The organism is Streptomyces abikoensis (genome assembly GCF_014648775.1).
In the GTDB taxonomy this organism is placed as follows: domain Bacteria; phylum Actinomycetota; class Actinomycetes; order Streptomycetales; family Streptomycetaceae; genus Streptomyces; species Streptomyces abikoensis.
Map to the genome: position 1 here is coordinate 427,715 of NZ_BMRT01000001.1, position 25,624 is coordinate 453,338.

At 73.5% G+C, this 25,624-nt stretch carries 22 protein-coding genes; 14 read left to right on the forward strand and 8 right to left on the reverse strand.

Going from position 1 to position 25,624, the window contains the following annotated elements; genetic code table 11:
* Positions 1–51: 51 nt before the first annotated feature.
* From IE096_RS01810 to IE096_RS01830, 5 genes are all read left to right on the forward strand, one after another.
* Positions 52–1,278: a serine hydrolase domain-containing protein gene (locus IE096_RS01810; protein ID WP_229819856.1), complete on the forward strand. Its 1,227-nt coding sequence runs from the start codon at positions 52–54 to the stop codon at positions 1,276–1,278.
* Positions 1,279–1,388: 110 nt separating this feature from the next.
* The gene (locus IE096_RS01815) at positions 1,389–2,747 is read left to right on the forward strand and encodes a type I glutamate--ammonia ligase (RefSeq protein WP_189447669.1); all 1,359 of its coding nucleotides are present in this window, start codon (positions 1,389–1,391) and stop codon (positions 2,745–2,747) included.
* A gap of 1 nt (position 2,748) precedes the next feature.
* Entirely contained in the window at positions 2,749–3,894 is a 1,146-nt protein-coding gene (locus IE096_RS01820) for an amidohydrolase family protein (protein WP_189447671.1), read from the forward strand.
* Between the two features lie 141 nt (positions 3,895–4,035).
* Complete coding sequence (locus tag IE096_RS01825) at positions 4,036–4,326, forward strand: hypothetical protein (protein ID WP_126917195.1); 291 nt, start codon at positions 4,036–4,038, stop codon at positions 4,324–4,326.
* 12 nt (positions 4,327–4,338) lie between these two features.
* Positions 4,339–4,581, forward strand: coding sequence for a hypothetical protein (locus IE096_RS01830; protein WP_189447673.1), 243 nt, complete (start codon positions 4,339–4,341; stop codon positions 4,579–4,581).
* Here the strand turns inward: IE096_RS01830 and IE096_RS01835 are convergent.
* Positions 4,569–5,750: an aminotransferase class V-fold PLP-dependent enzyme gene (locus IE096_RS01835; RefSeq protein ID WP_189447676.1), complete on the reverse strand. Its 1,182-nt coding sequence runs from the start codon at positions 5,748–5,750 to the stop codon at positions 4,569–4,571. The two genes, IE096_RS01830 and IE096_RS01835, sit on opposite strands and share 13 nt — an antisense overlap.
* Before the next feature lie 166 nt (positions 5,751–5,916).
* On the opposite strand from IE096_RS01835, the gene IE096_RS01840 reads away from it, so the two are divergent.
* The 4 genes from IE096_RS01840 (at position 5,917) to IE096_RS01855 (ending at position 11,236) form a co-directional block, all read left to right on the forward strand.
* On the forward strand, positions 5,917–7,503 hold the full coding sequence (locus IE096_RS01840) for an alpha/beta hydrolase (RefSeq protein WP_189447678.1): 1,587 nt from the start codon (positions 5,917–5,919) through the stop codon (positions 7,501–7,503).
* A 68-nt stretch (positions 7,504–7,571) separates the two neighbouring features.
* Positions 7,572–8,816: a glycosyltransferase gene (locus IE096_RS01845; RefSeq protein WP_189447679.1), complete on the forward strand. Its 1,245-nt coding sequence runs from the start codon at positions 7,572–7,574 to the stop codon at positions 8,814–8,816.
* 52 nt (positions 8,817–8,868) lie between these two features.
* Positions 8,869–10,173 (forward strand): wax ester/triacylglycerol synthase domain-containing protein, encoded by a 1,305-nt coding sequence (locus tag IE096_RS01850; protein WP_189447681.1) that lies wholly within the window; start codon positions 8,869–8,871, stop codon positions 10,171–10,173.
* Positions 10,174–10,297: 124 nt separating this feature from the next.
* Entirely contained in the window at positions 10,298–11,236 is a 939-nt protein-coding gene (locus tag IE096_RS01855; protein WP_229819857.1) for an alpha/beta fold hydrolase, read from the forward strand.
* Between the two features lie 28 nt (positions 11,237–11,264).
* On the opposite strand, the gene IE096_RS01860 is transcribed toward IE096_RS01855, so the two are convergent.
* Together IE096_RS01860 and IE096_RS01865 are read right to left on the reverse strand one after the other, a co-directional pair.
* Positions 11,265–12,197, reverse strand: a complete 933-nt coding sequence (locus IE096_RS01860; protein ID WP_189447685.1) for a D-alanyl-D-alanine carboxypeptidase family protein — start codon at positions 12,195–12,197, stop codon at positions 11,265–11,267.
* Between the two features lie 136 nt (positions 12,198–12,333).
* On the reverse strand, positions 12,334–13,950 hold the full coding sequence (locus IE096_RS01865) for a phospholipase D-like domain-containing protein (RefSeq protein WP_189447687.1): 1,617 nt from the start codon (positions 13,948–13,950) through the stop codon (positions 12,334–12,336).
* A 228-nt stretch (positions 13,951–14,178) separates the two neighbouring features.
* On the opposite strand from IE096_RS01865, the gene IE096_RS01870 reads away from it, so the two are divergent.
* Both IE096_RS01870 and IE096_RS01875 read left to right on the forward strand, forming a co-directional pair.
* On the forward strand, positions 14,179–15,225 hold the full coding sequence (locus IE096_RS01870) for a tetratricopeptide repeat protein (RefSeq protein ID WP_189447689.1): 1,047 nt from the start codon (positions 14,179–14,181) through the stop codon (positions 15,223–15,225).
* Position 15,226: 1 nt separating this feature from the next.
* Positions 15,227–16,282 (forward strand): polyprenyl synthetase family protein, encoded by a 1,056-nt coding sequence (locus IE096_RS01875; RefSeq protein ID WP_229819858.1) that lies wholly within the window; start codon positions 15,227–15,229, stop codon positions 16,280–16,282.
* A gap of 30 nt (positions 16,283–16,312) precedes the next feature.
* Here the strand turns inward: IE096_RS01875 and IE096_RS01880 are convergent, their stop codons facing one another.
* A complete protein-coding gene (locus IE096_RS01880; protein ID WP_189447691.1) occupies positions 16,313–16,894 on the reverse strand; it encodes an RDD family protein in 582 nt (193 codons plus the stop codon).
* 268 nt (positions 16,895–17,162) lie between these two features.
* On the opposite strand from IE096_RS01880, the gene IE096_RS01885 reads away from it, so the two are divergent.
* Positions 17,163–19,331, forward strand: a complete 2,169-nt coding sequence (locus tag IE096_RS01885; RefSeq protein ID WP_229819859.1) for a PIG-L family deacetylase — start codon at positions 17,163–17,165, stop codon at positions 19,329–19,331.
* Between the two features lie 72 nt (positions 19,332–19,403).
* Here IE096_RS01885 and IE096_RS01890 read toward each other — a convergent pair whose 3' ends face one another.
* Positions 19,404–21,002 carry a GMC oxidoreductase gene (locus IE096_RS01890; protein WP_189449483.1) on the reverse strand — a complete coding sequence of 533 codons (1,599 nt, stop codon included), beginning with the start codon at positions 21,000–21,002 and terminating at the stop codon, positions 19,404–19,406.
* A gap of 271 nt (positions 21,003–21,273) precedes the next feature.
* Here IE096_RS01890 and IE096_RS01895 point away from each other — a divergent pair, with 271 nt between their 5' ends.
* The gene (locus IE096_RS01895; protein ID WP_189447693.1) at positions 21,274–22,065 is read left to right on the forward strand and encodes a 4'-phosphopantetheinyl transferase family protein; all 792 of its coding nucleotides are present in this window, start codon (positions 21,274–21,276) and stop codon (positions 22,063–22,065) included.
* Between the two features lie 26 nt (positions 22,066–22,091).
* Here IE096_RS01895 and IE096_RS01900 read toward each other — a convergent pair whose 3' ends face one another.
* Positions 22,092–22,718, reverse strand: coding sequence for a DUF4352 domain-containing protein (locus IE096_RS01900; protein ID WP_189447694.1), 627 nt, complete (start codon positions 22,716–22,718; stop codon positions 22,092–22,094).
* A 155-nt stretch (positions 22,719–22,873) separates the two neighbouring features.
* On the reverse strand, positions 22,874–24,097 hold the full coding sequence (locus tag IE096_RS01905; protein ID WP_189447695.1) for an acyl-CoA dehydrogenase family protein: 1,224 nt from the start codon (positions 24,095–24,097) through the stop codon (positions 22,874–22,876).
* 149 nt (positions 24,098–24,246) lie between these two features.
* Between IE096_RS01905 and IE096_RS01910 the strand changes: the two genes are divergently transcribed.
* Positions 24,247–24,891: a TetR/AcrR family transcriptional regulator gene (locus IE096_RS01910; RefSeq protein WP_189447696.1), complete on the forward strand. Its 645-nt coding sequence runs from the start codon at positions 24,247–24,249 to the stop codon at positions 24,889–24,891.
* Here the strand turns inward: IE096_RS01910 and def are convergent, their stop codons facing one another.
* Positions 24,892–25,506 (reverse strand): peptide deformylase, encoded by a 615-nt coding sequence (gene def / locus IE096_RS01915; protein ID WP_189447697.1) that lies wholly within the window; start codon positions 25,504–25,506, stop codon positions 24,892–24,894.
* Positions 25,507–25,624: the final 118 nt, after the last annotated feature.

Below are 25,624 nucleotides of genomic sequence, written 5' to 3' on the forward strand. Positions count from 1 at the left end.
ATCGCAGGAGTCCTGAGAGATGTCCGCGTTCCCGTACGAGAGGCGAGGAAGATGACCGCACGGTCCTTACGCAGAGCACTGACCGGGTTCGTGATGGCCGCGACGGCCGCCGGCGCCCTCACCGCCACGGCCCCCGCCGCGTCCGCCGCGCCCGCCGGAGGGCGCGACCACCGCGCGACCCAGGAGGTGATGGACGCCGAGGTCGCGGCGGGCGTGCCCGGCGTCCTCGGGCAGGCCCGGGAGAGACTTCAGGACAGGACCGTCACCTGGAACGGGTCCTCCGGCGTCGCCGACCTGAACACCGGCCGTCCCCGGCTCCCCGAGGACCGGTTCCGGGTCGGCAGCATCAGCAAGGTCTTCGCCTCGGTCGTCCTCCTCCAGCTGGAGGCCGAGGGCAGGCTGAGCCTCGACGACACCGTGGAGAGCCGACTGCCGGGCGTCCTGCGGGGCAACGGCGGTCACGACGGCCGCAACGTCACCATCCGTCAGCTGCTCAACCACAGCAGCGGGATCTACAACTACACCGAGGACGACGGCTTCCAGAAATACCTCAGCACCGAGTACATGCAGCGCCGCTTCGAGACGCGCACCCCGCGCGAACTCGTGGACGTGGCCCTGCGGCACGAGCCCTACTTCGCGCCCGGCACGGACTTCCACTACTCCAACACCAACTACATCCTCGCCGGGATGATCGTCGAGAAGGTCACCGGGCGCCCCTACGCCACCGAGATCACCCAGCGCGTCATCCGCCGCGCCGGGCTGCGCGCCACCACCTTCCCCGGCACCTCACCCGCGATGCCCAACCCCCATGGGCGCGCCTACAGCAAGCTCCTGAAAACGGAACCGGACGCGAAGGTCTACGACGTCACCGAGCTCAACCCGTCCTGGGGCGGGGCGGCCGGCGCGATCATCTCCACCGCCGGCGACCTCAACCGCTTCTACAGCGTGCTGCTCGGCGGCAGGCTCCTGCCCGAGAAGCAGCAGCGGGAGCTGCTCACCACCATTCCCATGGAAAAGGACTCGCAGGCCCGCTACGGGCTCGGCATCATGTCGGCCACCCTGTCGTGCGGGGTGACCGTCTTCAGCCACAGCGGCGGCATCCACGGCTCGACCTCCCTCGTCGTCTCCGACGAGAAGGGCGGCCACACCGCCGCGTTCAACTACAACGGTGACTGGCACGCCGACCTGGTCTCCCTGGTCCAGGCCGAGTACTGCGGCACCGCCAAGCCCACCGGTGCCGCGCGCGACACCCTGAACAAGCTCACCGCCCTGCGCTGACGCGTACTCCGGATCTCCGGCGCGGGCCGGGGCCGGTGAGGTGTAATACGAGCGGACCGTGCCCGGTTCGCGGGCACGGTCCGCTCTCTCGACGGAAGGAGCACGGCGCCGTGGAACGACCGGACCGGGAGCGGGAGGAGTCGGCGGCCCGTCAGGCGGCCGCGCAGCTCACCGCGCAGGGCATCCACGGCGTCGCCCTCGCCTGGGTGGACAACGCGGGCATCTCCCGCGTCAAGACCGTCCCCACGAGCCGGCTCGCGCACGCCGCCCGCTGGGGCGTGGGCATGTCGCCCTGCTTCGACGTCTACCTCGTCGACGACTCCAGCGTCACCAGCCCCCACATCGGCGGCCCCGACGGGGACCTCCGGCTCTTCCCCGACCTCGACCGGCTGACCGTGCTGGCCGCCCGGCCGGGCTGGGCCTGGGCGCCCGTCGACCGCTACGAGCAGCACGGCGGCCCGTACACCGCCTGCCAGCGGCGGTTCGCGCGGCGGGCGACCGAGGCGGCGGCCGCCCGGGGGCTGCGGCCGCGCATGGGGTTCGAGACCGAGTGGGTCGTGGCGCGGGCGGGCGCGGCGGGCCCCGAGCCGGCCTACGCCTGCGCCGGGCCCGCCTACGGGATGGCGCGGGTGACCGAGCTGTCCGGCTACCTCGGCGACGTCCTCGAAGCCCTCGCCGCCCAGCGCGTCGACGTCCTCCAGCTCCACCCCGAGTACTCGCCGGGGCAGTTCGAGGTGTCGGTGGCCCCGACGGACCCGGTGGGCGCGGCCGATCTCGCCGTGCTCGTCCGGGAGACGATCCGGGCGGTGTCCCTGAACCACGGCCTCGACGCGTTCTTCGGGCCCGTCGTCGTGCCCGGCGGCGTGGGCAACGGCGCCCACCTCCACCTCAGCCTCTGGGAGGACGACCGTCCCCTCTTCTCGGGCGGGGACGGCCCGTACGGCATGACGCGGGAGTGCGAGGCGTTCCTCGCCGGGATCCTCGCGGAGCTCCCGGCGCTGCTGGCCCTGGGCGCGCCGACGCCCGCGAGCTATCTGCGGCTGGCGCCCTCCCGGTGGGCGGGCGCGTTCCAGTGCTGGGGCCTGGAGAACCGGGAGGCCGCGCTGCGCTTCATCACCGGCGCCCCGGACGCCCCGGGGGCGGCCAACGCCGAGGTCAAGTGCTTCGACCCGGCCGCCAACCCCTATCTCGTCGTCGGCGCGGTCCTCACCGCCGGGCTGGCCGGGCTGGACGCCGGGCTCGCCCTGCCGCCGCCGGTGAGCGGCGACCCGGCGGCCACGGGCGTCGCGCCGCGCCTGCCCGCCTCACTGGGCGAGGCGGTGGAGCACTTCGAGCGCTCGGGGCTGCTGCGCGACGCGCTCGGCGACGCCCTGTTCGAGGCCCTCGTGGCCGTCCGCAAGGGAGAGGTACTGCTGTTCGACGGCGTTCCGCCCGAGGAGATCGCGGCGGCCACCCGGGGACGGTACTGAGATGGCCGGCCTCCAGCTGCCCCCGCTGGTCGACCAGCACTGCCACGGCGTGGTGCGCGGCGACCTCACGGACGCCGCCTTCGAGGCGTGGCTCACCGAGTCGGACGCGGCCGCCGCGCCCGGCACCGGTTTCTTCGACACCCAGCTCGGCTTCGCCGTGCGCCGCTGGTGCCCTCCCCTGCTGGACCTGGAGCCGCACGCCCCGCCCCGCCGCTATCTCGACCGCCGCCGCGAGCTGGGCGCGGCCGAGGTCACCCGGCGGCTGCTGGGAGCGACCGGCATCGGCGCCTATGTGGTGGACACCGGGCTCCCGGGCGACCTGACGACGCCCCAGGAGCTGGCGGCGGCCGGCGGGGGCGTCCCGTGCCATGAGATCGTCCGCCTGGAGTCGCTGACGGAGGGGCTCGCCGACCGCGCCGACGGCACGGCCGCCTTCCTGGACACCCTGGACGGGGCGGTGGCGGACGCGGCCCGTACGGCCGTGGGCTTCAAGTCGCTGGCCGCCTACCGGCACGGGCTGGACCTCCCGCCCGAACGGCCCCGGCCGGCCGAGGTGCGCGTGGCCGCCGACCGGTGGCTGGTCACCCGGTCCCCCGGCGAGCGGCTGACCGACCCCGTGCTGCTGCGGCACCTGCTGTGGTCGGCCGCCGGCACCGGGCTGCCGCTGCAGATCCACACCGGCTTCGGCGACCCCGACCTGCGGCTGCGCCGCAGCGACCCGCTGCTCCTCACCGACTTCGTCCGGGCGGTGCGACCCACCGGCTGCACGGTGGTCCTCCTGCACTGCTATCCGTACCACCGCGGCGCCGCCTACCTCGCGGCCGTCTTCCCGCACGTCTACGCCGACGTGGGGCTGGCCCTCACCCACACCGGGGCGCGGGCCGGGGCCGTGCTGGCGGAGATGCTGGAGCTGACGCCGTTCGGCAAGCTGCTGTTCTCGACGGACGCCTACGGGCTGGCGGAGCTCTACGTCGTGGGCGCGGAGCTCTTCCGGCGGGCGCTGGTCCGGCTGGTGACGGAGTGGGTGCGGGAGGGCGCCTGGCCGGCCGGGGACGCGGAGCGGGTCGCGGCCCTGATCGCCGCGGGCAACGCCCGGCGCGTATACGGCCTGGAAACCGCCGACGGGCACCCGGCCACGACCGGGTGACCCCGGCTACGCGCGGGGATCGCCGGGCGTGGTCCTCCTGCGGTAGGCGGTCGTCAGTTCGCGGCCGCATCGGGTTCCCGCCATACGGAGAGGACAATTTCGCTACTCTGGGCGGTCGAGCCGCCGACGCGGGGAGGACCCATGACCACCGGACCGTGGAGCATCGAGCGCATTCGCGACGCTCTCGGCAGCCCCGACCTCTCCCAACGCTTCATCGGCGAGATCGGCCGGGCCCCGGCGCACGAGATGCTGACCGTCTTCGCGAAGTGGCAGGGCATCGCCGAGCGCACGCTCGCCGCCGTCGAGCGTGGCCGGCAGGCGGCGGCCGCCGAGGCGGCGGGCGGCGAGGTCCCCGGCGAGTGGATCGACATCACCCAGAAGGTCCAGGAGGACGCCGCCCTCGTTCGCTCCCACAGGACCCCCTGCGGCTGAGAACCTGGAGCGGTGTACGCGCTCAAGTACGACGCCACGATAGCCGCCGTCTGGGACTCCCTCCCGCCGTCGGTGAGCGCACGGCTCAGCGACGTCCTCGCCTCGGCCTGCACGGACCCGTTCACGGTGACCGTCCCGTACGGCGAGGACGACGGGATCATGCGGATGCTGGTGCTGGAGGAGGTCCTCGTCGTCATCTACCTGGGGCACCAGACGAAGACCCTCCACATCTATCAGATCGACTATCTGGGCTGACCCGCCCGGGCCAGCCCGGCCAGCACTCCGGCGGCCCGGTCGAGTTCCTCCTCGGTGTTGTAGTAGTGCGGGGAGAGCCGCACCAGCGGGTGGACGTCCCGGCCCTCGGTCCGCGCCTGATCGGGTGAGGTCAGGCTCACATTGATCCCATGCCGGGCCAGGGCCTCCTTGACCTCGGCCGCAGGCACCCCGGCCACCCGGGCGGTGACGATGGCGCACCGCTCGCGGCCCAGGTCGTGGGTGGTGACGCCCGGCAGCGCGTCGAGCCGCTCCCGCAGCGCGGCGCCCAGGGCCAGGGTCCGTTCACCGGTCACGGCCGGGCCGAGCTCCAGGGCCTGGCGGACGGCGCTGCCCAGGCCGAGGACGGCGGCGTAGTTCATCTCGAACGTGGTGAACCGCCGGCTCCCCGACTGCCAGACGAAGCCGTCCTTGTCGTCCCAGACGCCCGCGGAGACCTCGCTGACGTGGGGTTCGAGGCGCTCCAGCGCCTCGGTGCGCACCCATAGGAATCCGGTGCCGCGCGGTCCGCGCAGGAACTTCCGGCCGGTGGCGGCGAGCATGTCGCAGCCGATCTCGTGGACGTCGACGGGGAACTGACCGACCGACTGGGTGGCGTCCAGCAGGAACGGCACGCCGGCCCGGCGGGTGATCCGGCCGATGGCGGCGACCGGGTTCACCAGGCCGCCGCCGGTGGGGACGTGGGTGACGCCGACCAGCCGGACGCGCTCGTCGATGAGCTCCTCGAGGGCGGTGGTGTCCAGCTGCCCGTGCTCGTCGTCCGGGACCACGACGACCTCGGCGCCGGTGCGCCGGGCGAGGTGGAGATAGGCCAGCATGTTGCTGCCGTACTCGGCGTGCCCGGTCAGGATCCGGTCGCCGGGGCGGAAGGGGATCGCGTAGCAGGCGGCCTGCCAGGCGTGGGTCGCGTTGTCGAACAGCGCCACCTCCCCGGCGCGCCCGCCGATGAGCTCGGCGATGGCGGCGGGGACCGCCTCGATGGCCTCCAGCCGCTCGGTCGCGGCCTCGTAGCCGCCGATCCGGGCCTCGAGTTCGAGGTGGGCGGTCACGGTCTCCAGGGTCCGGCGGGAGAGCAGTCCGGCGCCCGCGTTGTTCAGGTGGGCGCGGTGGGCGCAGCCGGGGGTGCCGGCGCGCAGTGCGGCGATGTCCATGACGTGCGGTCCTCCTGAGGGAGAAGGGTCGTCCGACCGGTCGACTTCAGCACGGAACCGGGGGTGGCACCAGTACCACCCCGAGAACGGATGGCAGCGGGATCGATCATGTACCTGCCGAACGCGAGCATTACCGATGTCACCGCACATCGCGCAGGAGGATTCGATGTCCGCATCCGGTAAGCCCCGTCGTCGTACCGCGTCCGCCGTCTCGGGCGCCATAGCGGCCGCCCTGGCCGTCACCGCCCTTCCGGCGGTCACCGCCCGGGCCGCCGAGGCCCACCCCCGGCCGGCCGCGACGGCGGCCGCGCCGTCCGTGCCGTCCCGCTACGCGGACCAGAAGCTCGACTGGCGGCCGTGCGAGGGCGACCCGTCGCTGGAGTGCGCGACGATGACCGTTCCACGCGACTGGCACCACCCGGACGCGGGCCCCGACATCACCATCGCCGTCTCCCGGCACAGGGCGGGTGACCCGACGAAGCGGCGCGGGGTGCTGATGATGGCGGCGGGCGGGCCCGGCGGCCAGGGGCTGCTCAGGCCCGGGGGCTTCGCGAAGTCCTCGCCCGCGGTGGCCGCCGTGTACGACGTGGTCAGCTTCGACCAGCGCGGCGTGGGGCGCAGCACCCACGCCACGTGCCAGACCAAGGAGGAGTTCCCGGCCTTCATGGCCGGTGACTACCGGGACCGCTCCCCCGCCGCGATCCAGGGGGTGCTGGACCGCGCGCGGAAGCTCGTGAACGACTGCCAGGAGCGCAGCGGCGGGCTGCTGCCCTATCTGACCACCGAGCAGACGGCCCGTGACATGGACCTCTACCGCGCGCTGCTGGGAGCGCCGAAGATCTCGTACTACGGTGCCTCGTACGCCACGACGGTCGGCGCCTACTACGCCACGCTCTTCCCCCGGCGCGTCGAGCGCGCCGTGCTGGACAGCAACATCGACTTCGGCAGCTCCATGGAGCGGTGGATGACGGGCCAGCCGAAGAGCTTCCAGCGCCGCTTCGACGAGGACTTCCTGCCGTGGCTGGCCAAGAACGACGGCGTCTACCACTACGGGCGCACGGCCGCCGAGGCGAAGGCGAACTGGGAGCGCCGGCGCGCGGCTCTCCACGACCAGCCGCTGACCGTCGGCTCGGCCGTCCTCGACCCCAATATGTTCGACGCCGGGACGAGCTCGGCGATCTACAAGGCGTCGCGGGGCTTCCCCGCGCTGGCGGGGGCGCTCGCGGCCCTCGACCACTGGGACACCGCGACGCCGCAGGAGAAGGGCCTCGTCGGGCAGCTCTTCGGCCAGTCCCCCGATCCGGGCTTCTTCGCCGAGTACTTCTCGGTCACCTGCAACGACACCCCGTGGAACCGTGACCTCGACCGCTGGATCGCGCGGAGCGCCAAGGACACCGTGAACCTGCCGCTGCTCGGCGCCCGCGAGCTCGCCTACGCTTCCGTCTGCGCGTTCTGGCCGAGGTCGGGCGCGCCCGAGGTGAAGGTGACCGGCGCCGGCCTGCCGGCCACGCTCATGGTCAATTCCACGCACGACCCCGCCACCTACTACGAGGGGGCGCTGCGGGCCCACCGCGCGCTGCGCGGCTCGCGTCTGGTCACCGTCACCGGCGACGGCGACCACGGCCAGTACCAGAACGGCAACGCCTGCGTGGACGCCACCGTCGACGCCTATCTCCTCGACGGGAAGCTGCCCGCCCGGGACACCACCTGCGCCGCCAAGCCGCTGCCCGTGCCGGCCGGCGCGGCCGGATAGCCGCCGTGCCGTATCCGGTCCGGGTGCCCTCTCGTTGAGTCGGCAGGCGGCGGCAGGAAGGCCGGGAGATGCGCATCCAGATCATCACAGCGGGCACGATGGGCTCGGTCGCCCCCTACACCGGCCTCGGTCACCGGCTGTTCGCCGAGGGCCATGACGTGGAGATCGTCACCCACGCGAAGTTCGCGGACGTGGTGGCCTGCTGCGGGCTGCGGATGCGCGCCCTGGCGGCGGACCCGTTCGAGGACCTGCTGGACGCCCACGCCAGGATGCGGCGCGGCCCGCGGTCGCCGCTGGCCGGGGTGCGGTTCGTCCGGGCCACCGAGCGGGCGGCGCTCTCCCTCGTCGACGGCATCCTCACCGGCATCGACCTCAAGGCCGACCTGGTCCTGCTGTCGGCCCTCACCGCCCCGCTGGGCCGGGTGGTGGCGGACTACCACGCGCTGCCGAGCATGGGCGTCTTCCTCCAGCCCGACACCCCCACCTCCGCGTTCTCCCCGTGCACGACGGCCTGGCGGCCGCCGGGGCACGCCAACCGGCTGCGCGGCCACGTGGCGAACGCCCTGCTGGACGCGGTCTACTCCGCCGCGAACCGGGAGCTGCACCTCCGACTCGGCCTGGCCCACCGCGGCACCCACCGGCTGCGCGTGGCGCGGGAGCGCGCCGGCTGGCCCATCTGGCACGGCTTCAGCCCCTCGGTGGTGCCCCGCCCGGCCGACTGGCGGCCCGGGCTGGGCGTGGCGGGCTACTGGTGGCCGCACGAGTGCGCGGACTGGCAGCCCCCGGCGCTGGTCACGGACTTCCTCGCGGCCGGCCCGCCGCCGGTGTTCGTGGGTTTCGGCAGCATGATGCCCGGCGACCCGGGGCGGCTGGCCGGGCTGACGGCCGAGGCGCTGCGCCGGGCGGGGCTGCGGGGGGTGGTGCAGTCCGGCTGGGCCGGGCTGTCCGTGCTGAACGACGACGTCATCACCGTCGGCCCGATGCCCCACGGCTGGCTGATGCCGCGCACGGCGGCCGTGGTGCACCACGCGGGCGCCGGGACGACGGCGGCCGGGCTGCGCGCCGGGGTGCCGGCGGTACCGGTGCCGGTCCTCACCGACCAGCCGTGGTGGGCCGAGCGGCTGACGCGGCTGGGCGTCAGCCCGGGGGCGCTGCCGTTCGCCCGGCTGACCGCCGACCGGCTGGCCGCCGCCCTGCGCCGGGCCACGGGCGAGCCCCGGTTCGCCCGGCGCGCCACCGAACTGGCGGCCCGGCTGGGGCTGGAGGACGGGGCGGGGGCCGTGGCCCGCGCGGTCGCGGAGCGCGGCCGGTGACGGGCCCGCCGGCACCGGCGCCCCCGAAGGCCCCCACGCGACGAGGAGACCCGTGACCCCGCACCCCCGTCCCGCCGGCCTCGCCCCCGAGGCCCCGGCCCCGGGCACCGAGCGCCCGGCCGCCCGTCCCATGCCGCCGCTGGACGCCTGGATGTACCGGGACCAGAACAGCGGGACGATCTGCCTGACCTGGTGCCTGGTCGCCTGGTTCCAGGGCGCGCCGCCGTCCCTTCCGGAGCTGCGCGGGCGGGTCCTGCGCCGGTGGGGGCACCACGAGCGGCTGTCCCTGACGCCCGGTACGCCCGGCGCCGCGCCGGACGCGTGGCCGGAGTGGACGCCGGGGCCGGACTTCGACGCCGGGCACCACGTCGTCGAGTCCACCGCGCCCGACGGGCTGGAGGCCCGGGCCGCCCAGCTGCTCGCCCAGCCCCTCGGCCCGGCCCGGCCGCCGTGGCAGCTCCATCTGCTGCCCACGGACGAGGGCTTCGCCCTGCTGCTGCGCACCCACCACGCCCTGCTGGACGGGGTGTCGGCCATCACGCTGCTGCGCGCCCTGCTCGACGCGCCGGCGCCGGCCGTGCCCGGCCCGCGTGCCCGGCCCGCCCCCGGCCGGGCGGAGCCGCCCCGGCTCGGGCCGGTCCGCGCGCTGGCCGATCTGCTGCCCCGGGCCCGGCCGCTGCCGTTCCACGGTCCGGTGGACTCCCGGCGGGCGGTGGGCTGGAGCCGGGTGCCGCTCGCCGAGGTGAGCACGGCCCGGGACGCCCTGCCGTCGGGGCGCGCGTCGGCCAACGCGGTCTTCCTCGCCGCGACGGCCGGGGCGCTGCGCGCGGCGGGCGCCACCGGGCGGCTGCCGTGGCTGCCGGGGGTCTGCGCGATGGTCCCCGTGGACGTGCGGGACGGCGACGGTCCGGTGGTCCTCGGCAATCACTACGCCACGGTCCGCGTGCCGCTGCCGGCGCACGAGGACCCCCGGCGGCGGCTGGCGGCCGTCGACGGTTTCACCCGACGGGCGGAGTTCAAGCGCCGGGCGCGGGCCCAGGCGCTCCTGGTGGCGTCGCGGCCCCGGAAGCACGGGCCGCTGGGTGACGCCCTCGGCCGTTACGCGAACTCGCCCCTGTACTCCTCGCTGCTGTGCAGCAGTGTGGCGACCCACGCGGACGCTCTGGGCATCGGCTCGTCCCGGCTGGTCGGCATCGGCGGGCTGCCGCCGCTGGGGCCGGAGCGGGCGCTGGCGGTGACCATGTTCCTCCACGACGCGCACGCGGTGGTGGCCGCGGTCACCGACCACCGCCATCAGGCGCTGGCCGCGCGGCTGCCGTCGCTCATCCGCGAGGAGATCCACGCGATGCGGCCCTGAGCGGCGGATCGTGACCCGTACGGCCGACGCCCCGTTATCACGCCCTGTACGGCATATGGGCAGTAACGTCCCCCCATTGGCCGTCGTTCCTCTGGTGAAGGCCCCCCACGAACGGAGACCGGCCGTGCCGACGCGTACCGCCCTCTTGGAAGAGGTCATCCCGCTCACTCTCGACGGTTACGCGTACAGCGGCCGGGTCGTCCACCAGCCGGACGCCAGAATCGCGCCCATCGTCTTCGTGGGCGGGGCGTTCCAGTACCAGAACGCCTGGGGGCGGCTGGAGCAGGGTTGTCTGGAGGCGGCCAGCGTCATCACGGTGGACCTCCCCGGCTGGGGCGGCGCGGACCGGCTGCCCGCCCGCTTCGGCTTCGACTTCCTGGCCGAGGCGCTGGACCAGTTGGTCGCCAAGGTGGCGCCCTGCCCGGTGAACGTCTTCGGGGCCTCCTACGGAAGCGCGGTCGCCTACCAGTGGGCCAGGGAGCACCCCGAGCGGGCCGGGCGGATCGCCCTGTTCGGCACGATGTCGCACCTGACGCCCGCCGCGCGCGCCCGGGTGCGGAGGACGCTCGAACTGGCGGACCAGGAGCGGCACGAGGAGTTCGTGCAGTGCGTCCTGGAGGGCATGATGTGCACCTCGCCGCGGGTCACCGTCTCCCGCCGGGCCACCGTCTCCCGGTGTCTGGCCCGGGCCCTGCGGGACATGTCCGCGGACGACCTGACCAAGTACCGCGACAACTCCCTGCGGCTGCTGGCGAACTCGGCGTTGCCCGCGGGCCCGCCGGTGCGGGTGCCGGTCCTGGTGGCGACGGGCGAGCACGATCCGCTGAGCACCCCGGCGCTGAGCCGGGCGGCGGCCGCGCGCTGCGCGGACGCCCGGTTCACCACGTTCAAGGAGGCCGACCACCTGTTGCACCTGGAGTGCCCGGCGGCGGTGGTCGACCTGCTGACCCGCTTCTTCTCCGGCGACTCCCTGGACGGGCTGGACTACTGCCACCCGGTCGAATACCTGCGGCGTCCGGCGCGGGGTTCGGTGCCCGCGCCGCGCCCGCCCAAGGAGACGTGAGAAACCCTTCGGCCGGAACCGGCCGGAATCAGTCCTCGTGGGCGCCCTTGGGGAGCTTCCGGAGCGTCATCCTGGTCTTCTCCCCGAAGGCGTAGTCCAGCATTTTCGCGGCGTCCGGATAACGGGCCGCGGCGTCGTTGAGAATGACGCCGACGACGGTGCGGCCCTTTTGCGTGGCGGCGAATACCAGGCAGGGCCCGGCCGCCTGTGTCGTTCCGGTCTTCACTCCGACGACGCCCCGGTAGGAACCGAGGAGTTTGTTGGTGTTGTACCAGGTGTAGAGGCGATTGACGTTCGTCGCCTTCTGCTGGGTGTTCAGCGACCGGACCACCGAGCCGAACGCCGCGCTCCGCAGCGCGTGCCGGGCGAGCAGGCCGATGTCGTGCGGGGTGCCGTAGTTCGCGCCGGTGCCGGAGATGCCGTCGAACGAGTCGTAGTGGGTGTCGCGCATGCCCAGTTCGCGGGCCTTGGCGTTCATGGCGGCGACGAAGGAGCGGGTGCGCTCCTCCTCCGTGTCCCCGCTGCCGAAGGTGTCGGCGAGGGCGTAGGCGGCGTCGCAGCCGGAGGGCAGCATCAGGGCGTAGAGCAGCTGGCGTACGGTCAGTTCGTCGCCGGTGCGCAGGTCGGCGGTGCTGGCGCCGGTCCGGGCCACGTAGTCGCGGTAGGCCTGCTTGACGGGGACCTCGCGGCCCAGTTCCCCGGCGTGTTCGTCGAGGACGACCACGGCGGTCATGATCTTGGTGGTGCTGGCCATCTGCCGCCGGGTGTCGCCCTCCTTGCTCCACAGCGGGCGGCCCGTGCCGCCGTCGAGCAGATAGGCGCCCTTGGCGCCGATTCCCGCCGGTCCGCCCGCCGCTTCGGCGGTGGCCGCCGGCAGGGCGAGCGCGACGGCCGCGACCGACGCGGTCACGGCCGCTCCCCAGCGGCGCGGCCGTGCCTCGCGTCCCCCATATCGCTGCATAGAGTCTCCAGATTTCCTCGAACGATCGGATCGGGGCGTGCGCATGCTCGCACCCGGTGCCGCGCGGGAGGAAATCCCTTTCACTCTTCAGTGAATACGGTCGGATGATCAGCCGAAAGTCGAACGGAAAACCCGATCAGATCGAGCAGAGGCCCTTCGCGTGGTCGACCGTCGCGGTCGCCTGCGAATAGGTCCACTCGGGGTCCAGCAGCTTGTTCTCCAGCTGCTTCGCCGCCTCCGGGTTCTCGACGATGTAGCCGAAGTCCTGGAGCCAGGACGGGTAGAGGTTCTTCGAGCCGATGTAGAAGGCGGAGCTGTCCACGGACACCAGCTTGTGGTGGAGGGCGTAGGGGTGGCCCTCGGCCCACTTGGCGCTGTCCGAGCTGCGGAAGGTGGCCAGCTGGAGGTTGGCGCACATGGCGGCCCGGGCCTTGCCCTGATCACCCGTCACCAGGGCGAGGCGGCCGCGGAGGGTGTCGCTGATCTCCGCGAGGGACTTGATCTGCGAGTAGCCGCCGCTGCCGACCGCGCCGCGGTTGGCCGGGTCGCTGACGACGATACGGACCTTCACACCGGCCGCGAGCTTGGCGGCGAGCTGGTCGTAGAGCCGGATGTCGTAGCGGGCGATGGGCGGGCAGGTGGCGTTGAGGTCCTGCTGGGAGATGACCACGCTGCGCTCGGCGCTGGCCACCAGGGCGCGCAGGGCGCTCTCCTCGGGGTTGACCGTGTCGTAGTCGCGGTCGGCGTTGGTCTTGTCCGGCAGGCCGACGACGCACTTGGTGTCCGGGGCGGTCGGCAGCTTGGGCCGGAACGCCGAGGACGGGTCGGAGTCCTTGATGCCGACGCCCAGGCCGCCGACCGCGATCACGGGGACGTTCCCGGTGCGCGCGGCAGGGGCCGGGTTGGCGTCCTTCTCCATCGTCGGCATGCAGTCGCCGCCCGAGGAGGTGAACCAGACGTTGGCGACGTTGCTCTTGTTCCGGCAGGTCCACGTCCACAGCGTGTCCAGGTAGCGGCCCGCCGAGGTGGCGGCGGGGCCGGTGAGGGCCATGTCCACGTCGGTCACCGGGTGTTCCGTGCCGACGTAGTCGCCCTGCCAGCTGTTGATGCCGCCGGCGACGGCCGAGGCGCCGTCCACGACGAGCAGCTTGGAGTGGTTCCAGGAGAAGCTGGTCTTGGAGGTGGTCATCGAGGCGACGTTCAGCGTGATGCTGTCGGCCGCCTTGCCGAGCCGGGCCTTGAGGTCGTCGCGGTACTTCGACGGCAGCACGTTGATGTGGTAGACCGGCGCGGCGCCGACCAGCACCCGGACCTTCAGCTTGTTCCCGGAGGCGACGGCCGCCTTGAGGCCGGCGGCTATCGCGTCCTGGAACGCGCCGTCGGGGAAGGGCGCGAGGGTGGAGATGTCCACCGTGCGCTTGGCCTGCGAGATGTTCTCCGTGATCTTCGCCAGCAGCCGCTTGGTGCCCGGTCGGTCGGCGCACTTGTCGTCGCCCCAGCAGCCGGGGGTCTGCAGCAACCAGCCCGCCGGGTCATCGGCGGAGGCGTCGAGCCTGTTGCCCTCGGTGCGCTCCCAGACGTCGCCCTCGAGACCGGGCGAGACCTCGCGCAGCGCCTTCTCCACGGCGTCGAGGTGCGGGGTGGCGGAGGAGGCCGCGAAGGCGGGGGCCGCCGGCAGGGCGGCGAGGGCGACGGCCGAGACCGCCGCGCAGGAGGCGAGACGGTGTAAACGGCGGAGCCGGTGGCGAAGCATTGGTGCGTCCTTCAACAAGTAATGATTCCGTGAACGGAAGGCCAACAGATGGCCAACGGAAGATCAACGCGCAGAAACTATCAGCTCTCCGGACGCGTACATCTCACGTATGACACGCACTTCGGCCACCAGCCCTCAGAGGTACACGGGACCACCTCCCGGATGGATTCGCCCCACACTCCCCCGGCCATAGCTTCGTGATCACTGGTGTCACGAAGAGAGGCAGACATGTACGGCAAGGCATTCGCGCCCGAGTACCGGGGCGCGCTCGGCGAGCTGTCGGTCAACTCCTCCCTGGAGGAGGTGCTGGCCAGGGCGGTGGAGCAGCGCCGGCGAGCGGAACTGGCCGGATCCGCCCTGGAGTCGGCGCACGCGGGACTGGCCGCCGCCGAGGCCGCCCGGCGGCTCGGCCGGGTCACCGAGGCCGAGGAGGCCTGGAAGGCGAGCTACCGGGCGGCGCGGCGGGCCGGTGACGAGGGCGCCATGGCGTGGGCGGTGTGGAGCGGCGGCACCCTGGCCCGGCAGCGCGGCGAGCTCCCTCTCGCCCGGCGGCTGCTGGCCCTGGCCGCCGGGCTCGCCGAGCGCGGCGGGGACGTCGTGGCCCGGGGCTACTCGCTCGCCGGACTGGCCGAGACCGGCCGGATACAGGGCGACTACCGGGCCGTCGCCGAACTCCACGAGCAGCTCCTGGCGGAGGCCCGGAAGCGGGGCGAGGCCCGGCACACGGTGTGGGCGCTGGAGGGCATCGCGCAGATGCACCGCAACACCGGCGACCACGACAAGGCCCTGGAGATGTTCGAGGAGGCGGCGCGGATAGCGGAGGGCGCCGACGACGCGCGGGGGCACGCCTGGGCGTTGCGCGGCATGGCCGACGTGCTGTCCCTGCGGGGCGGTACGGACCGGGCGCTGGCGCTGCTGTCCCGGGCGGAGACCACCTGCCGGAAGATGAAACTGGCCGGCGCGCTGGCCTACAACCACAAGATGCGCGGCAACGTGCTCTTCCGGGCGGGCCGGTACGAGGAGGCGCGGGACGTCTACGCCGGCGCCCTGGAGGAGTTCCGGGCCATGTCCGAGCCGCGGGGCGCGGCGCTGGCGGCGCTCGGCCTGGTCAAGGCCCGGGCCCGGCTGGGGCGCGACCTGGCGGAGACGGCGGCCGAGCTGGAGGAGCTGCGGGGCAGGCTGGGCGGGCTGGGGCTGCTGCACGCCCGGGACATGGTCGACAAGGCGTGCGCGGAGCTCGGGGTCGTCCCCGGTCCGGCCGGATCGGAGAGCTGACGTGACGTCCGTCCACACCCCGCTGCCCCCGGTGTCGCCGGCCGGGGTGCTCGGCCGCTGCCGGGAGCTCGTCGAACCGGCGCTGCGGGAGGCGGTGGGCACCCTTCACCCGTGGCCGCGCCGGATGGCCTCCTTCGCGCTCGGCTGGTGCGAGGCCGACGGCACCCCGGCCACGGGCGGCGGTGGCAAGGGTGTCCGTCAGGCGCTCGCGGTGCTGGGCGCCGAGGCGGTGGGCGCGGCCGGGGACGAGGGCGTCGTGGCGGCGGTGGCGGTCGAGCTGGTGCACACGTTCTCGCTGACGCACGACGACGTCATGGACGGTGACGAACGGCGGCGTCACCGGGAGAGCGCGTGGCGGGCGTACGGCACCGGGCCGGCGGTGCTGGCCGGGGACGCGCTGTTCGCGCTCGCCGTGGAGACGCTCGCCCGGCACCGGGGCGGGCACTCCGGGGCGGCGGTGGCGCGGCTGGCCGGGGCGCTGCGCGAGCTGGTGCGGGGCCAGGCCGACGACCTGCTGTTCGAGGAGCGGCCCTGGACGGGAGCGGGGGCGGTGCGCCCGGCGGAGTACGAGGCGATGGCGGCGGGCAAGACCGGCTCCCTGCTGGCCTGCGCGCTGACGCTGGGTCCGGTGCTGGCGGACGCCCCGCCACCGGTGGTGGAGGCGCTCGGGGAGGCGGGCCGGCAGCTGGGGGCGGCCTTCCAGGCGGTGGACGATCTGCTGGGCATCTGGGGCGATCCGGGCACCACGGGCAAGCCGGTCCACGGTGATCTGGCCCGGGGGAAGAAGACCTTTCCGGTGCTGGCCGCGCTGGCGGCGAGCGGCCCGGCCGCCGGCGAGCTCGCCGCGCTCCTCTCCCCCGGCGTCCCGCTGGACGCCGTCGCCGCCCGGCGCGCGGCCGGTCTGGTCGAGGCGGCCGGGGGCCGGGACGCCGCGCTCGCGGAGGCGCGGAGCCGGGTGGCGGCGGCCCGGGAATGCCTGTACGGGGTGCCGCTGGCACCCCGTACGGTGGACGAACTCGTCGCGCTCACCGGGTTCCTGGTGGACCGGCGGCTGTGACGGGGCGCGGGCCGCGCCCGCGGCCCGCGCTCAGGCGTTGCGCAGGACGACGACGCTGCTGGCGGCCTTGTCGTGGAGGCACTGGCGGTAGGGGCTGTCCCACAGGCACCAGAGGATGTTCAGCAGGCCCAGGAGCGGCACGAAGCCCATGAGGTAGCTGCTGAGCATGCGCCACAGAGCGCCGCCGTAGGACAGGTTCTGGCCGTCGGAGAGGCGTGCGACGCGGATGCCGCAGATGCGCTTGCCGAAGGTGGACCCCGACTTCGAGAGCATCAGCGGCTCGTAGAGCAGGAACACCGCGATCATGCCGACGAGCATCACAAGAGACGCGAGGGGGGCCGCGCCGTCGGCGGTCGCCCTGATCGCGCCACTGATCAGCAATGGGACGATCATGAGAACGACCACGAAGATGCCGTCGAGGATGCGCGCGCCCAGGCGCGCGCCCTGGCCGGCGAGGGCCTGCGGCGGCGGGCCGCCCGCGCCCATCGGGGGCATCGGCGGCGGGTAGTAAGGGGATTGCGGCTGGCCGTAGCCGTAAGGGGGCTGCTGACCGTACGGGGCCTGCTGGCCGTACGGGTTCTGCCCGGCCGGAGGCTGCTGGTAATGACTCACACAACTGATCCAATAGGAGACGCCACCGATCATACAAATCCGTTTCGGGGGGCTGCGGCGATCGATGACAAACGGTTATCCGGAGAACGGGCGCGGATCATCGATTCCCCGGACATTGCCACAGCTTTCGATTGCGACCGCCACGGGCCGTGGCATGGCTGTTACACAACAGCGGGAAAACCGGCGGGCGCGGATCATACGATCGGATCCTTCTTTCGTGGGCCATTTCCGCGGCACACCCCACACCGACGTCGAGGGGAGATCCGTCGTGTCAGGGCGAATAGCGCGTCGTCGGCTCCTCCGCGTCGCCGGATGCGGCCTGGTCGCCGGGGCGGGCGTGGCGGGGGCCCTCCAGTGGTCGGCGCCGGGGGCGCAACAGGGCGCGCGGCGGGGGCGGTTCGCCGCGCGGCCCGCGAAGGACGCCCCGGCGGAGGCGTTCGTCCACATCATGGCGCACGCCGACGACTCGCTGTACTTCATGAACCCGGAGCTGGAACAGTGCCTGCGCGGCGGGGCTCCGGTGGTGACGGTCTGCATGACCGGCGGCGAGTCCGACGGCCGCAACGCGCTGAGCCTCAGCCCCGGCTACGCCGGACTGCCGGAGCGGCGGCCGGACTTCGCCCGCGCGAGGATCAACGGGCTGCGGGAGGCGACCGCTTACATGGTCACCGGCGACTGGCTCAGCCCCTGGCACGTCGAACCGCTGACGCTGCTGCCGGGCTTCCGGGTCGAGTCGCAGACGCTCGTCGCCGCGCCCCGGGTCCAGCTGATCTTCATGGAGCTGGTCGAGGCCCGCGCCCTGCGGGTACCGCGCCGGGACAGTCTGCGGGGCCTGTGGCTGGGCGCGACGCGGGACCTTCCCACGCTCGTCCCGACCGCGAGCCCGGTGGGCCGGGTCTTCCGTTACACCCGGGAGCAGGTGATCGATTCGCTCGCCGCCGTGCTGGAGCGCCACCGGCCCACCGTCGTCCGGACCCTCGACCCCAACCCCACGCGCCTGCCGCGCCAGCCGCACTACACAGGCGTCCCTCCCGTGCTCCAGGGCATCGCCACCTACGACCACCAGGACCACACGGCCTCCGCCCACTTCGCGCAGGCGGCCCTGGCCCGGTACTGGGGGCGGGGGCCCGCCCGGCTCACGGCCGTGGACAGCTACCTCGGCTACGAGGTGGCCCTCCTGCCGGACAGCCTCGACGCCGCCACCACCGCCCGCAAGACCACCGTTCTCGACGTCTACGGCTGGGTCGGCGGCCGGAACTGCGGGGACCCGGCGGGGTGCGGCGACCGCAAGGTCGGCGCGCGCTCGAAGGACTCCCGCTGGACGAGCAACCTCCGCCACCGGGCCCCCGGCACCCGGTCCTGGGTGGCGCCGCTGCCGGGCGGGCGGCTCGCGGCCTTCGCGGTCCTCGGCGGCCAGGCGCACTGCTGGACGGAGACCGGGGCGGGCAGCGGCGTCTGGTCCGGGCCGGTGCCCCTCGGCGGCTCGCTGCTGGAGGGCCAGGTGGAGGCGCTGCGGCACGCGGACGGCACGCTGGGGCTGTTCTCCGTGCGCACCGTGCTGCCGGAGCCCGGCGTCCCCCACCGGCGCGAGGTGGTGACGGCGGCCCAGACCGGCACGGTGTCCGCCGGAGCCCCGTCCTTCGGCCCGTGGCTGTCCCTCGGCGCACCGGAGAAGGACCCCTCGGGGTCGCTGGAGATGGGCTATCCGGTCGCGGTGACGGGCCGGGACGGCAGGGTGTTCGTCTTCGTGCGGAACCGGTCGGGCGGGGTGAGCTTCCGCTCCACCGACGGCTCCGGCGAGTGGGCGGCGTGGCGGTCCCTGCCGCCGGGCCCCGGGCGGCCCGTGGCCGTCCAGGACGGCCTGGACGCCGCCGTCGACGACGCGGGCCGCGTCCACGTCGTCGCGGCCGGCCTCCGGACCGTCCACCACTGGCGGTCCGGGGTGCCGGGCGGACCGCCGCGCCCGGCCGGGCCGACCCTGCTCCCGGCCGCGACCGGCCCGTTGAGTCTGGTCGCGCTCCCCGGCGGCGGCATGCGCCTGGCCCTGCGCGAGCCCGTCACCTCCCGTGTGGTCGTCGCCGATCTGCGGCCGGGCGGCGCGGGCTGGCGGGTCACCGCCCAGTGCGCGCCCATCGGCGGCTACGGCCGGGTGGCGCTGGCGCGGGAGGGCACGGTCACCGTGCTCGCGGCCCGTGACGACGCCGGGCTGGTGCGGCTGTCCGCCGGCGCCGGCCGCCCGGGCCCCTGGCTCGGCGGGGGCGTCCCCCACCGGGGCACGGCCGCGCTCACCCGGGACTCCCGGGGACGCGTGGTCGCGGTCGTGCTGGGCACGGACGGACGGCTCGGCAGCGCCCGGGTCAGGGGCACGGGAAGCGCCGCCGTCGCCGACTGGGTCACCCACGACGGCAGGGTCGTGGACGATCTGCTGATGTCCTGAGCGAACCGCGCCCCGAAAGGGGCGCGGAGAACCGCTCGACGAGCCCCCACCGGCGTCCGGCGGGGCGCTCCGTCACTTCTTCTTGATGTCCTGCTGGATGACGCGCTCGACGTTGCGCTCCGCGAGCGCGGTGATGGTCACGAAGGGGTTGACGCCGATGGAGCCCGGGATCAGCGAGCCGTCCGTGACGTAGAGGTTCTGGTAGCCGGAGACGCGGCCGTAGAGGTCGGTGGCCTTGCCCAGGACGGTGCCGCCGAGGGGGTGGTAGCAGAAGTCGTCGGCGAAGGCCTTGAGCCGGGTGCCGAAGAGGTCGTAGCGGTAGATCGTCCCGTTGGCCTTGTTGACGCGGTCGAAGAGCGACTTGGCGGCGGCGACGGCGGGGGCGTTCTGGTCGCGGGTCCAGCGCAGGTCCGCGCGGTCGGCGGCGGCGTCGTAGACGAAGGTGCCGCGCTCGGGGTTCTTGGTGATCGCCAGGTAGAGGCTGACCCAGGTCTCCAGGCCGGCGGGCATCGGGGCGATCTCCGCGAAGACGGGGGCCGCCGGGTTGTTCCAGTCGTCGATGCCCAGGGCGGGGATGGACGACTGCTTGGCGCCCGTGGGGTTCCACATGTGGTTGGCGCGGGCCGTCATGATGTTGCCGTTGGGGCCCCAGCCCTTGCCGATCTCGGAGCTGAGGTCGGGCAGGGCGCCGGTCTCCCGGGCGCGCAGCAGCAGTTCCGTGGTGCCGAGGCTGCCGGCGCCGAGGAACAGATGGCCGCAGGAGATCTCCTTGGCCGCCAGCGTCTTGCCGTAGGCGTCCGTCTCCTCGACGCTCAGGACGTACGAGCCGTCGTTCTGCCGCCGGATGGCCTTGACCTTGTGGAGGGTCCGGATGGTGACCTTGCCGGTGCCGAGGGCGGCGGCCAGGTAGGTCTTGTCCAGGCTCATCTTGCCGTGGTTGTTGCCGTAGATGACCTCGGTGGCGAGCGCCGATTTCGGTACCTCGCCGGCGGCCTCGCGGCGCATGTGGTCCCAGTCGTAGACGTTGGGCACGAAGGTGGTGCCCAGGCCCGCCTTGCCGGCCTGGTCCCGGGAGACGCGCGCGAACTTGTACCACTCGGTGTCCTCGAACCACTTGGTGTCGATGTGGTTGACGCGCAGGGTGGAGTTGGCGCGCGGGAAGTACCGGTCGTACATCTCGGCGGCGTCGACCTGCGGCAGGACCTCCTCGAAGTAGGAGCGCTTGGGCGTCACGGCCATGCCGCCGTTGACCAGCGAGCCGCCGCCGACGCCGCGGCCCACGTAGACGGACATCTGGTCGTAGTTGACCCGGTCCAGCACGCCGGCGTACGGGGTGATGTCACGGTTGACCACGTCGAGCCAGAGGAACGAGCCGAGCGGGGCCTCGGTGCGCTTCTTGAACCAGCTGGAGCGCTCGTCGGGCTTGAGCATGCCGCTGAATATCTTGCCGTCCGCGCCCGGCTTGTCCCACTGCTGCCCCATCTCCAGCATCAGGGTCTCCACCCCGGCCTCGCCGAGCCGCAGTGCCGCGACGGCGGCGCCGTAGCCGGTGCCGATCACCACGGCGGGCACGTACCCCCCGCCGTCCCCGGCCCGGCCGGCGGCCTGCGCGCGGGGTGCCGTGGAGATCGTCGTGGCTCCGCTGAGGGCGGCGGCGCTTAAGGCCGCCATGCCGAGCAGACGGCGGCGCGACAGGTGCTGGTTGACTCCCACGTGGACCTGACCTTTCGGAGGCTGGTGAAACCGCTGATGAATCCGGTGCTCAGCCAGTCTGCCCTCGGTTCCGCTCAGGAAAGTCCTAGAAGAATGACCAGACTTCGACAAGGAACTTGCACTTCTTCATAGAAAACGTTCAGAAGTATTGCTCTCCCCCGAAGCCGATATGTGTGGGACATATGACTCCTGTACGCTCCCGGCCGTCACCGACCTTCCGGAGCGCCCCGTGCAGTTACCACTGGACCCCGCCACCGCCCTCCGCCCGGGCCACGTCCCCGACGCCCTCCACGCCCCCGACGCCTCCTGGCCGACGGCCCTCGCCGCCCCGCCCGCCGGAGCGCTCGACCTCTGGCTGCTCCGGCTCCCCGGACCGTGGCTCGGCGCGGCCGCGCTCGACGAAACGCCGCTCGACGGCGAGGAGCGCGCACGGGCGGACTCGTTCGCCCATCCCTTCGACCGCGCGGGCTATGTGGCGGCGCATCTGACGCTGCGCCGGATCCTGGGGGCGTACATGGGCGTCGCCCCCGGCGCGGTGGAGCTCGCCCGCGAGGCGTGCCCCTGCTGCGGCGGGCCGCACGGCAGGCCGGCCGCGCCCGGCGGGCCCTCGTTCTCCCTGGCGCGCGGCGACGGGCTGGTGCTCATCGGCGTCGCCGCCGCCCCCGTGGGCGTGGCCGCCGAGCGGCTCCCGACCGTGCACACGGTGACCGAGGCCGCCCGCTCCCTCCACCCCGCCGAGCACCACGAGGTGATGGCCGCGCCGGTGGTGCGCCGCCCGGCGGTCCACTCCCGGCTGCGGGTCCGCAAGCGCGCCTACCTCAAGGGGCTGGGCGCGGGCCTGGGCCGCTCCCCCGCCCTCGACTACGTGGGCAACGGCGGCCCGGACACACCCCCGTGGCCCACCGGCTGGACGATCGTCGACGTACCGGCCGGCCCGTCCTCGGCGGCCGCGGCGGTGCGCGGCGAACTCACCGTCCGCTACGACGTCAGGCGGCTCAGCCCCGAGGGCCTCGCCGCCTGAAGGTCACCCGCGTGGCGGGCGGTTGGTCACTTCTTGACCGTCCACTCCGCGGTCTCCTTGGCGAAGCCGGAGTCCGGGGTGAAGCTGATGGTCTTGACCTTGGCGTTCTCGGGCATCGAGACGACGACGTAGCCGAGGGCCTTCTGGCCGCCGCTGAGCTTGACCGTGGCGGGCATGTTGGCACCGGCGGTGGTGGAGCCGATGGAGTGGGTGTATGCCTGGCCCGCCTCGTCCGTGACCTTCACGCCGTTGGCCGGGCTGTCGTCGTACACCTCCTTGCCGGTGTTGACGATCTCCAGCTGGGCGGCGACCCAGCGCTTGCCCGCCGAGGGCTTCATGAACTTGTTGTCGCTCTGGGCCGGGTCGGCGAAGTTCTTCAGCGTGACGGCGAGCTGGGCACCGTTCTTGGCCTTGATGGTGACGGTGTTGCCGACGACCTGACCGCCGTCCTGGCCGGCGCCACCCTTGTCGGCGCCACCCTTGTCGGCGCCCTTGTCCGCGCCCTTGTCGGCCCCGCCCTTGCCCGGGTCGGGAGCGACGGCACCCTGGCTGGCGCTGTTGTCGGGCTTGGCGTCGACACCGTCGCTGTTGCAGGCGGTGGCGGTGGCGGCGAGTGCGATGACGATCGCGGCGGTGGAGAGCTGACGACGCATTGGTGTATCCCCCGTGATGGTTCGGTTTTTGACGTGCACATTCTTACCCGCAGGTCAGAGCCGTTTTCGCCAACCAGGGGGCCTGTGGGCTTCCTGTGACATTCAGGTGATCAAACCGTGGCGGTGCATCCGCCGCGACCGGGGACCAATGGGGGCTAACGGATCGGCATGCCCGAGATGGCGCGGGCGATCACCAGGCGCTGGATCTCGCTCGTGCCCTCGAAGACGGAGTAGATCGCGGCGTCCCGGTGCATGCGTTCCACCGGGTAGTCGCGGGTGTAGCCGTTGCCGCCGAGGATCTGCATGGCCTGGGCGGTGACCTGTTTGGCGGTCTCGCCGGCGAAGAGTTTGGACATCGAGCCCTCCGCCGCCGTGAAGGGCCGGCCTGCCGTCGCCATCCAGGAGGCGCGCCAGACCAGCAGGCGGGCCGCGTCGACGCGGGTGCGCATGTCGGCGAGCTGGAAGGCGACGCCCTGGTTGTCGATGATCGGGCGGCCGAACTGGACGCGGGTGCGGGCGTAGTCGAGGGCCACCTCGTAGGCGGCGCGGGCGATGCCGACGGCCTGGGCGCCGACGGCCGGGCGGGACGCCTCGAAGGTGGCCATCGCGGCGTTCCCGCTCCGCTCGCCGCCGTTCGCGCGCTCGCGGGCGCGGGCGAGGCGCTCGTCCAGCCGCTCCTTGCCGCCGAGGAGGCAGTGGCCCGGGACCCGGACGCCCCGGAGGACGACCTCGGCGGTGTGGGAGGCGCGGATGCCGTGCTTGCGGAACTTCTGGCCCTGGGTGAGGCCGGGGGTGCCGGGCGGGACGACGAACGAGGCGTGGCCCCTGGCTCCGAGCTCCGGGTCGACCACGGCGACGACGACGTGGACGTCGGCGATGCCGCCGTTGGTGGCCCACGCCTTGACGCCGTCGATCACCCACTCGTCCTTGGCCCCGTCGTAGCGGGCGCGGGTGCGCATGGCCGAGACGTCGGAGCCCGCGTCGGGTTCGGAGGAGCAGAACGCGGCGATCTTCACATCGTTCGCGTCGCCGTACATCTGCGGCACCCATGTGCCGATCTGCTCGTCCGTGCCGTTGGTGAAGACGCTGACCGCCGCGAGCCCCGTGCCGGTGATCGCGAGGCCCAGGCCCGCGTCGCCCCAGAAGAGCTCCTCCATGGCCATGGGGATGCCCAGGCCGGTGGGGTCGAAGAACTGGCGGGCGTAGAAATCGAGGGAGTAGAGGCCGATCCTGGCGGCCTCCCGGACCACCGGCCAGGGGAATTCCTCGCGTTCGTCCCACTCCGCGGCCGCGGGTCGCATCACGTCGGCGGCGAAGCCGTGGATCCAGTCCCGGACGGTCTCCTGCTCGTCGCTCAGCTCCGGCTCGAAGGCTGCCATGTCCCCTCCCGGCATGCGCTACTCGCGGTAGCGGCAGTATGTTACCCACGGGTAAAGCCTGTCAACGGACCGCCACCCGAATCCGCTGTGTGGATCGGGTGTTACTTTGCGCAGGCATTTCGAATCACTGGGGCGGGGAGAAACGTCTGATGGAGACCAGTCAGCGAGAAGAGCAGCACAAGGCGGCCGAGCAGCGGCGGAAGGAGCTGCTGGAGGCCGCCGACCGGGTGGTGCTGCGGGAGGGACCGGGGGCGTCGATGAACGCCATCGCGGCGGAGGCGGGGATCACCAAGCCCATCCTCTACCGCCACTTCGGCGACAAGGGGGGCCTGTACCGGGCGCTGGCCGTGCGCCACACCGACGCCCTGCTCGCCGGGTTGCGGGCGGCGCTCGACGCCCCCACCAACCGGCGCGAGCGGGTGGAGACGACGCTGGACAGCTATCTGGCGGCGATAGAGGCGCGGCCCCAGGTCTACCGCTTCCTGATGCACCCGGCCGACGAGGGCCACCCCTCCGACCAGGGCTTCGACGTCGGCCGCCACTCGGCGCCGCTGCTGCGGCGCATGGGCGAGGAGCTGGCGCAGGTCATCGTCGAGCGCGTGGACCTCGGCCCGGACGGGGAGGAGCTGGCACGGGCCTGGGGCCACGGCATCGTCGGCATGATGCACGCCGCCGGCGACTGGTGGCTGCGGGAGCGCCCGTTCCCGCGCGGCCTGCTCGTCCGCCACCTCGCGGACCTGCTGTGGGGCCGCCTGGCCACGTCGGGCGACCGGGCGGACGGCCCGGGGTTCTGATCAGCCCGCCCGGCGGCCGAGGGCGGGAGCCGGGGCCTCGGCCGTCAGGGCTTCGGCCGTCGAAGCGGCGGCCGGGGCCGGGGACAGCCCGGCCCGCCGTGCCGCCCGCAGGGCGCGCCACCGCCGCGCCCCCGTGAGGTGGTCGAGGTAGAGGCCGCCGTCCAGGTGGTCGCACTCGTGCTGGAGGCACCGCGCGAAGAAGCCGGTGCCCCGCACCGTGACCGGGGAACCGTCCAGGCGCACGCCCTCGACGACGGCCTCGTCGAAGCGCGGGGTGCCCGCCTCGATCCCCGGCACGGACAGACAGCCCTCGGGGCCGCGGATCACGGGGCCCTCGGTGGCGACGAGCCGGGGGTTGACGATGTGGCCCAGATGGCGGCGGTCCTCGTCGTCGGGACAGTCGTAGACGAAGACGCGCAGCGGCACGCCTATCTGGTTGGCGGCGAGGCCGACACCGCTCGCCGCGTACATGGTGGCGAACATGTCCTCGACGAGCCGGGCGAGCTCCGCGTCAAAGGCCGTGACCTCCTCGCAGGGTGCCGCGAGACCCCGGTCTCCGAGCAGCCTCATGGGCCGCACACGTCCTGAACTGCCGGGAATGGTGCCTCGTCGCATGGGCCCAAGCGTACGTTCCCCGGGCCGCGGGTTCGGGCCCGCGGCCGGATCTCGATAGGCTGATCCCCGACCGGAGTCTCCTGGCCGGCCCTCGGCACTGAGGGGGCGTTCCACCGGC

Coding starts and splice junctions, on each gene's coding strand:
- IE096_RS01905 (WP_189447695.1), bottom strand. CDS start 24,097: ATGGCAGCCTTCGAGCCGGAGCTGAGCGACGAGCAGGAGACCGTCCGG.
- IE096_RS01840 (WP_189447678.1), top strand. CDS start 5,917: ATGTCCGCATCCGGTAAGCCCCGTCGTCGTACCGCGTCCGCCGTCTCG.
- IE096_RS01820 (WP_189447671.1), top strand. CDS start 2,749: ATGGCCGGCCTCCAGCTGCCCCCGCTGGTCGACCAGCACTGCCACGGC.
- IE096_RS01865 (WP_189447687.1), bottom strand. CDS start 13,950: ATGCTTCGCCACCGGCTCCGCCGTTTACACCGTCTCGCCTCCTGCGCG.
- IE096_RS01845 (WP_189447679.1), top strand. CDS start 7,572: ATGCGCATCCAGATCATCACAGCGGGCACGATGGGCTCGGTCGCCCCC.
- IE096_RS01890 (WP_189449483.1), bottom strand. CDS start 21,002: ATGGCGGCCTTAAGCGCCGCCGCCCTCAGCGGAGCCACGACGATCTCC.
- IE096_RS01810 (WP_229819856.1), top strand. CDS start 52: ATGACCGCACGGTCCTTACGCAGAGCACTGACCGGGTTCGTGATGGCC.
- IE096_RS01825 (WP_126917195.1), top strand. CDS start 4,036: ATGACCACCGGACCGTGGAGCATCGAGCGCATTCGCGACGCTCTCGGC.
- IE096_RS01870 (WP_189447689.1), top strand. CDS start 14,179: ATGTACGGCAAGGCATTCGCGCCCGAGTACCGGGGCGCGCTCGGCGAG.
- IE096_RS01900 (WP_189447694.1), bottom strand. CDS start 22,718: ATGCGTCGTCAGCTCTCCACCGCCGCGATCGTCATCGCACTCGCCGCC.
- IE096_RS01910 (WP_189447696.1), top strand. CDS start 24,247: ATGGAGACCAGTCAGCGAGAAGAGCAGCACAAGGCGGCCGAGCAGCGG.
- IE096_RS01860 (WP_189447685.1), bottom strand. CDS start 12,197: ATGCAGCGATATGGGGGACGCGAGGCACGGCCGCGCCGCTGGGGAGCG.
- def (WP_189447697.1), bottom strand. CDS start 25,506: ATGCGACGAGGCACCATTCCCGGCAGTTCAGGACGTGTGCGGCCCATG.
- IE096_RS01835 (WP_189447676.1), bottom strand. CDS start 5,750: ATGGACATCGCCGCACTGCGCGCCGGCACCCCCGGCTGCGCCCACCGC.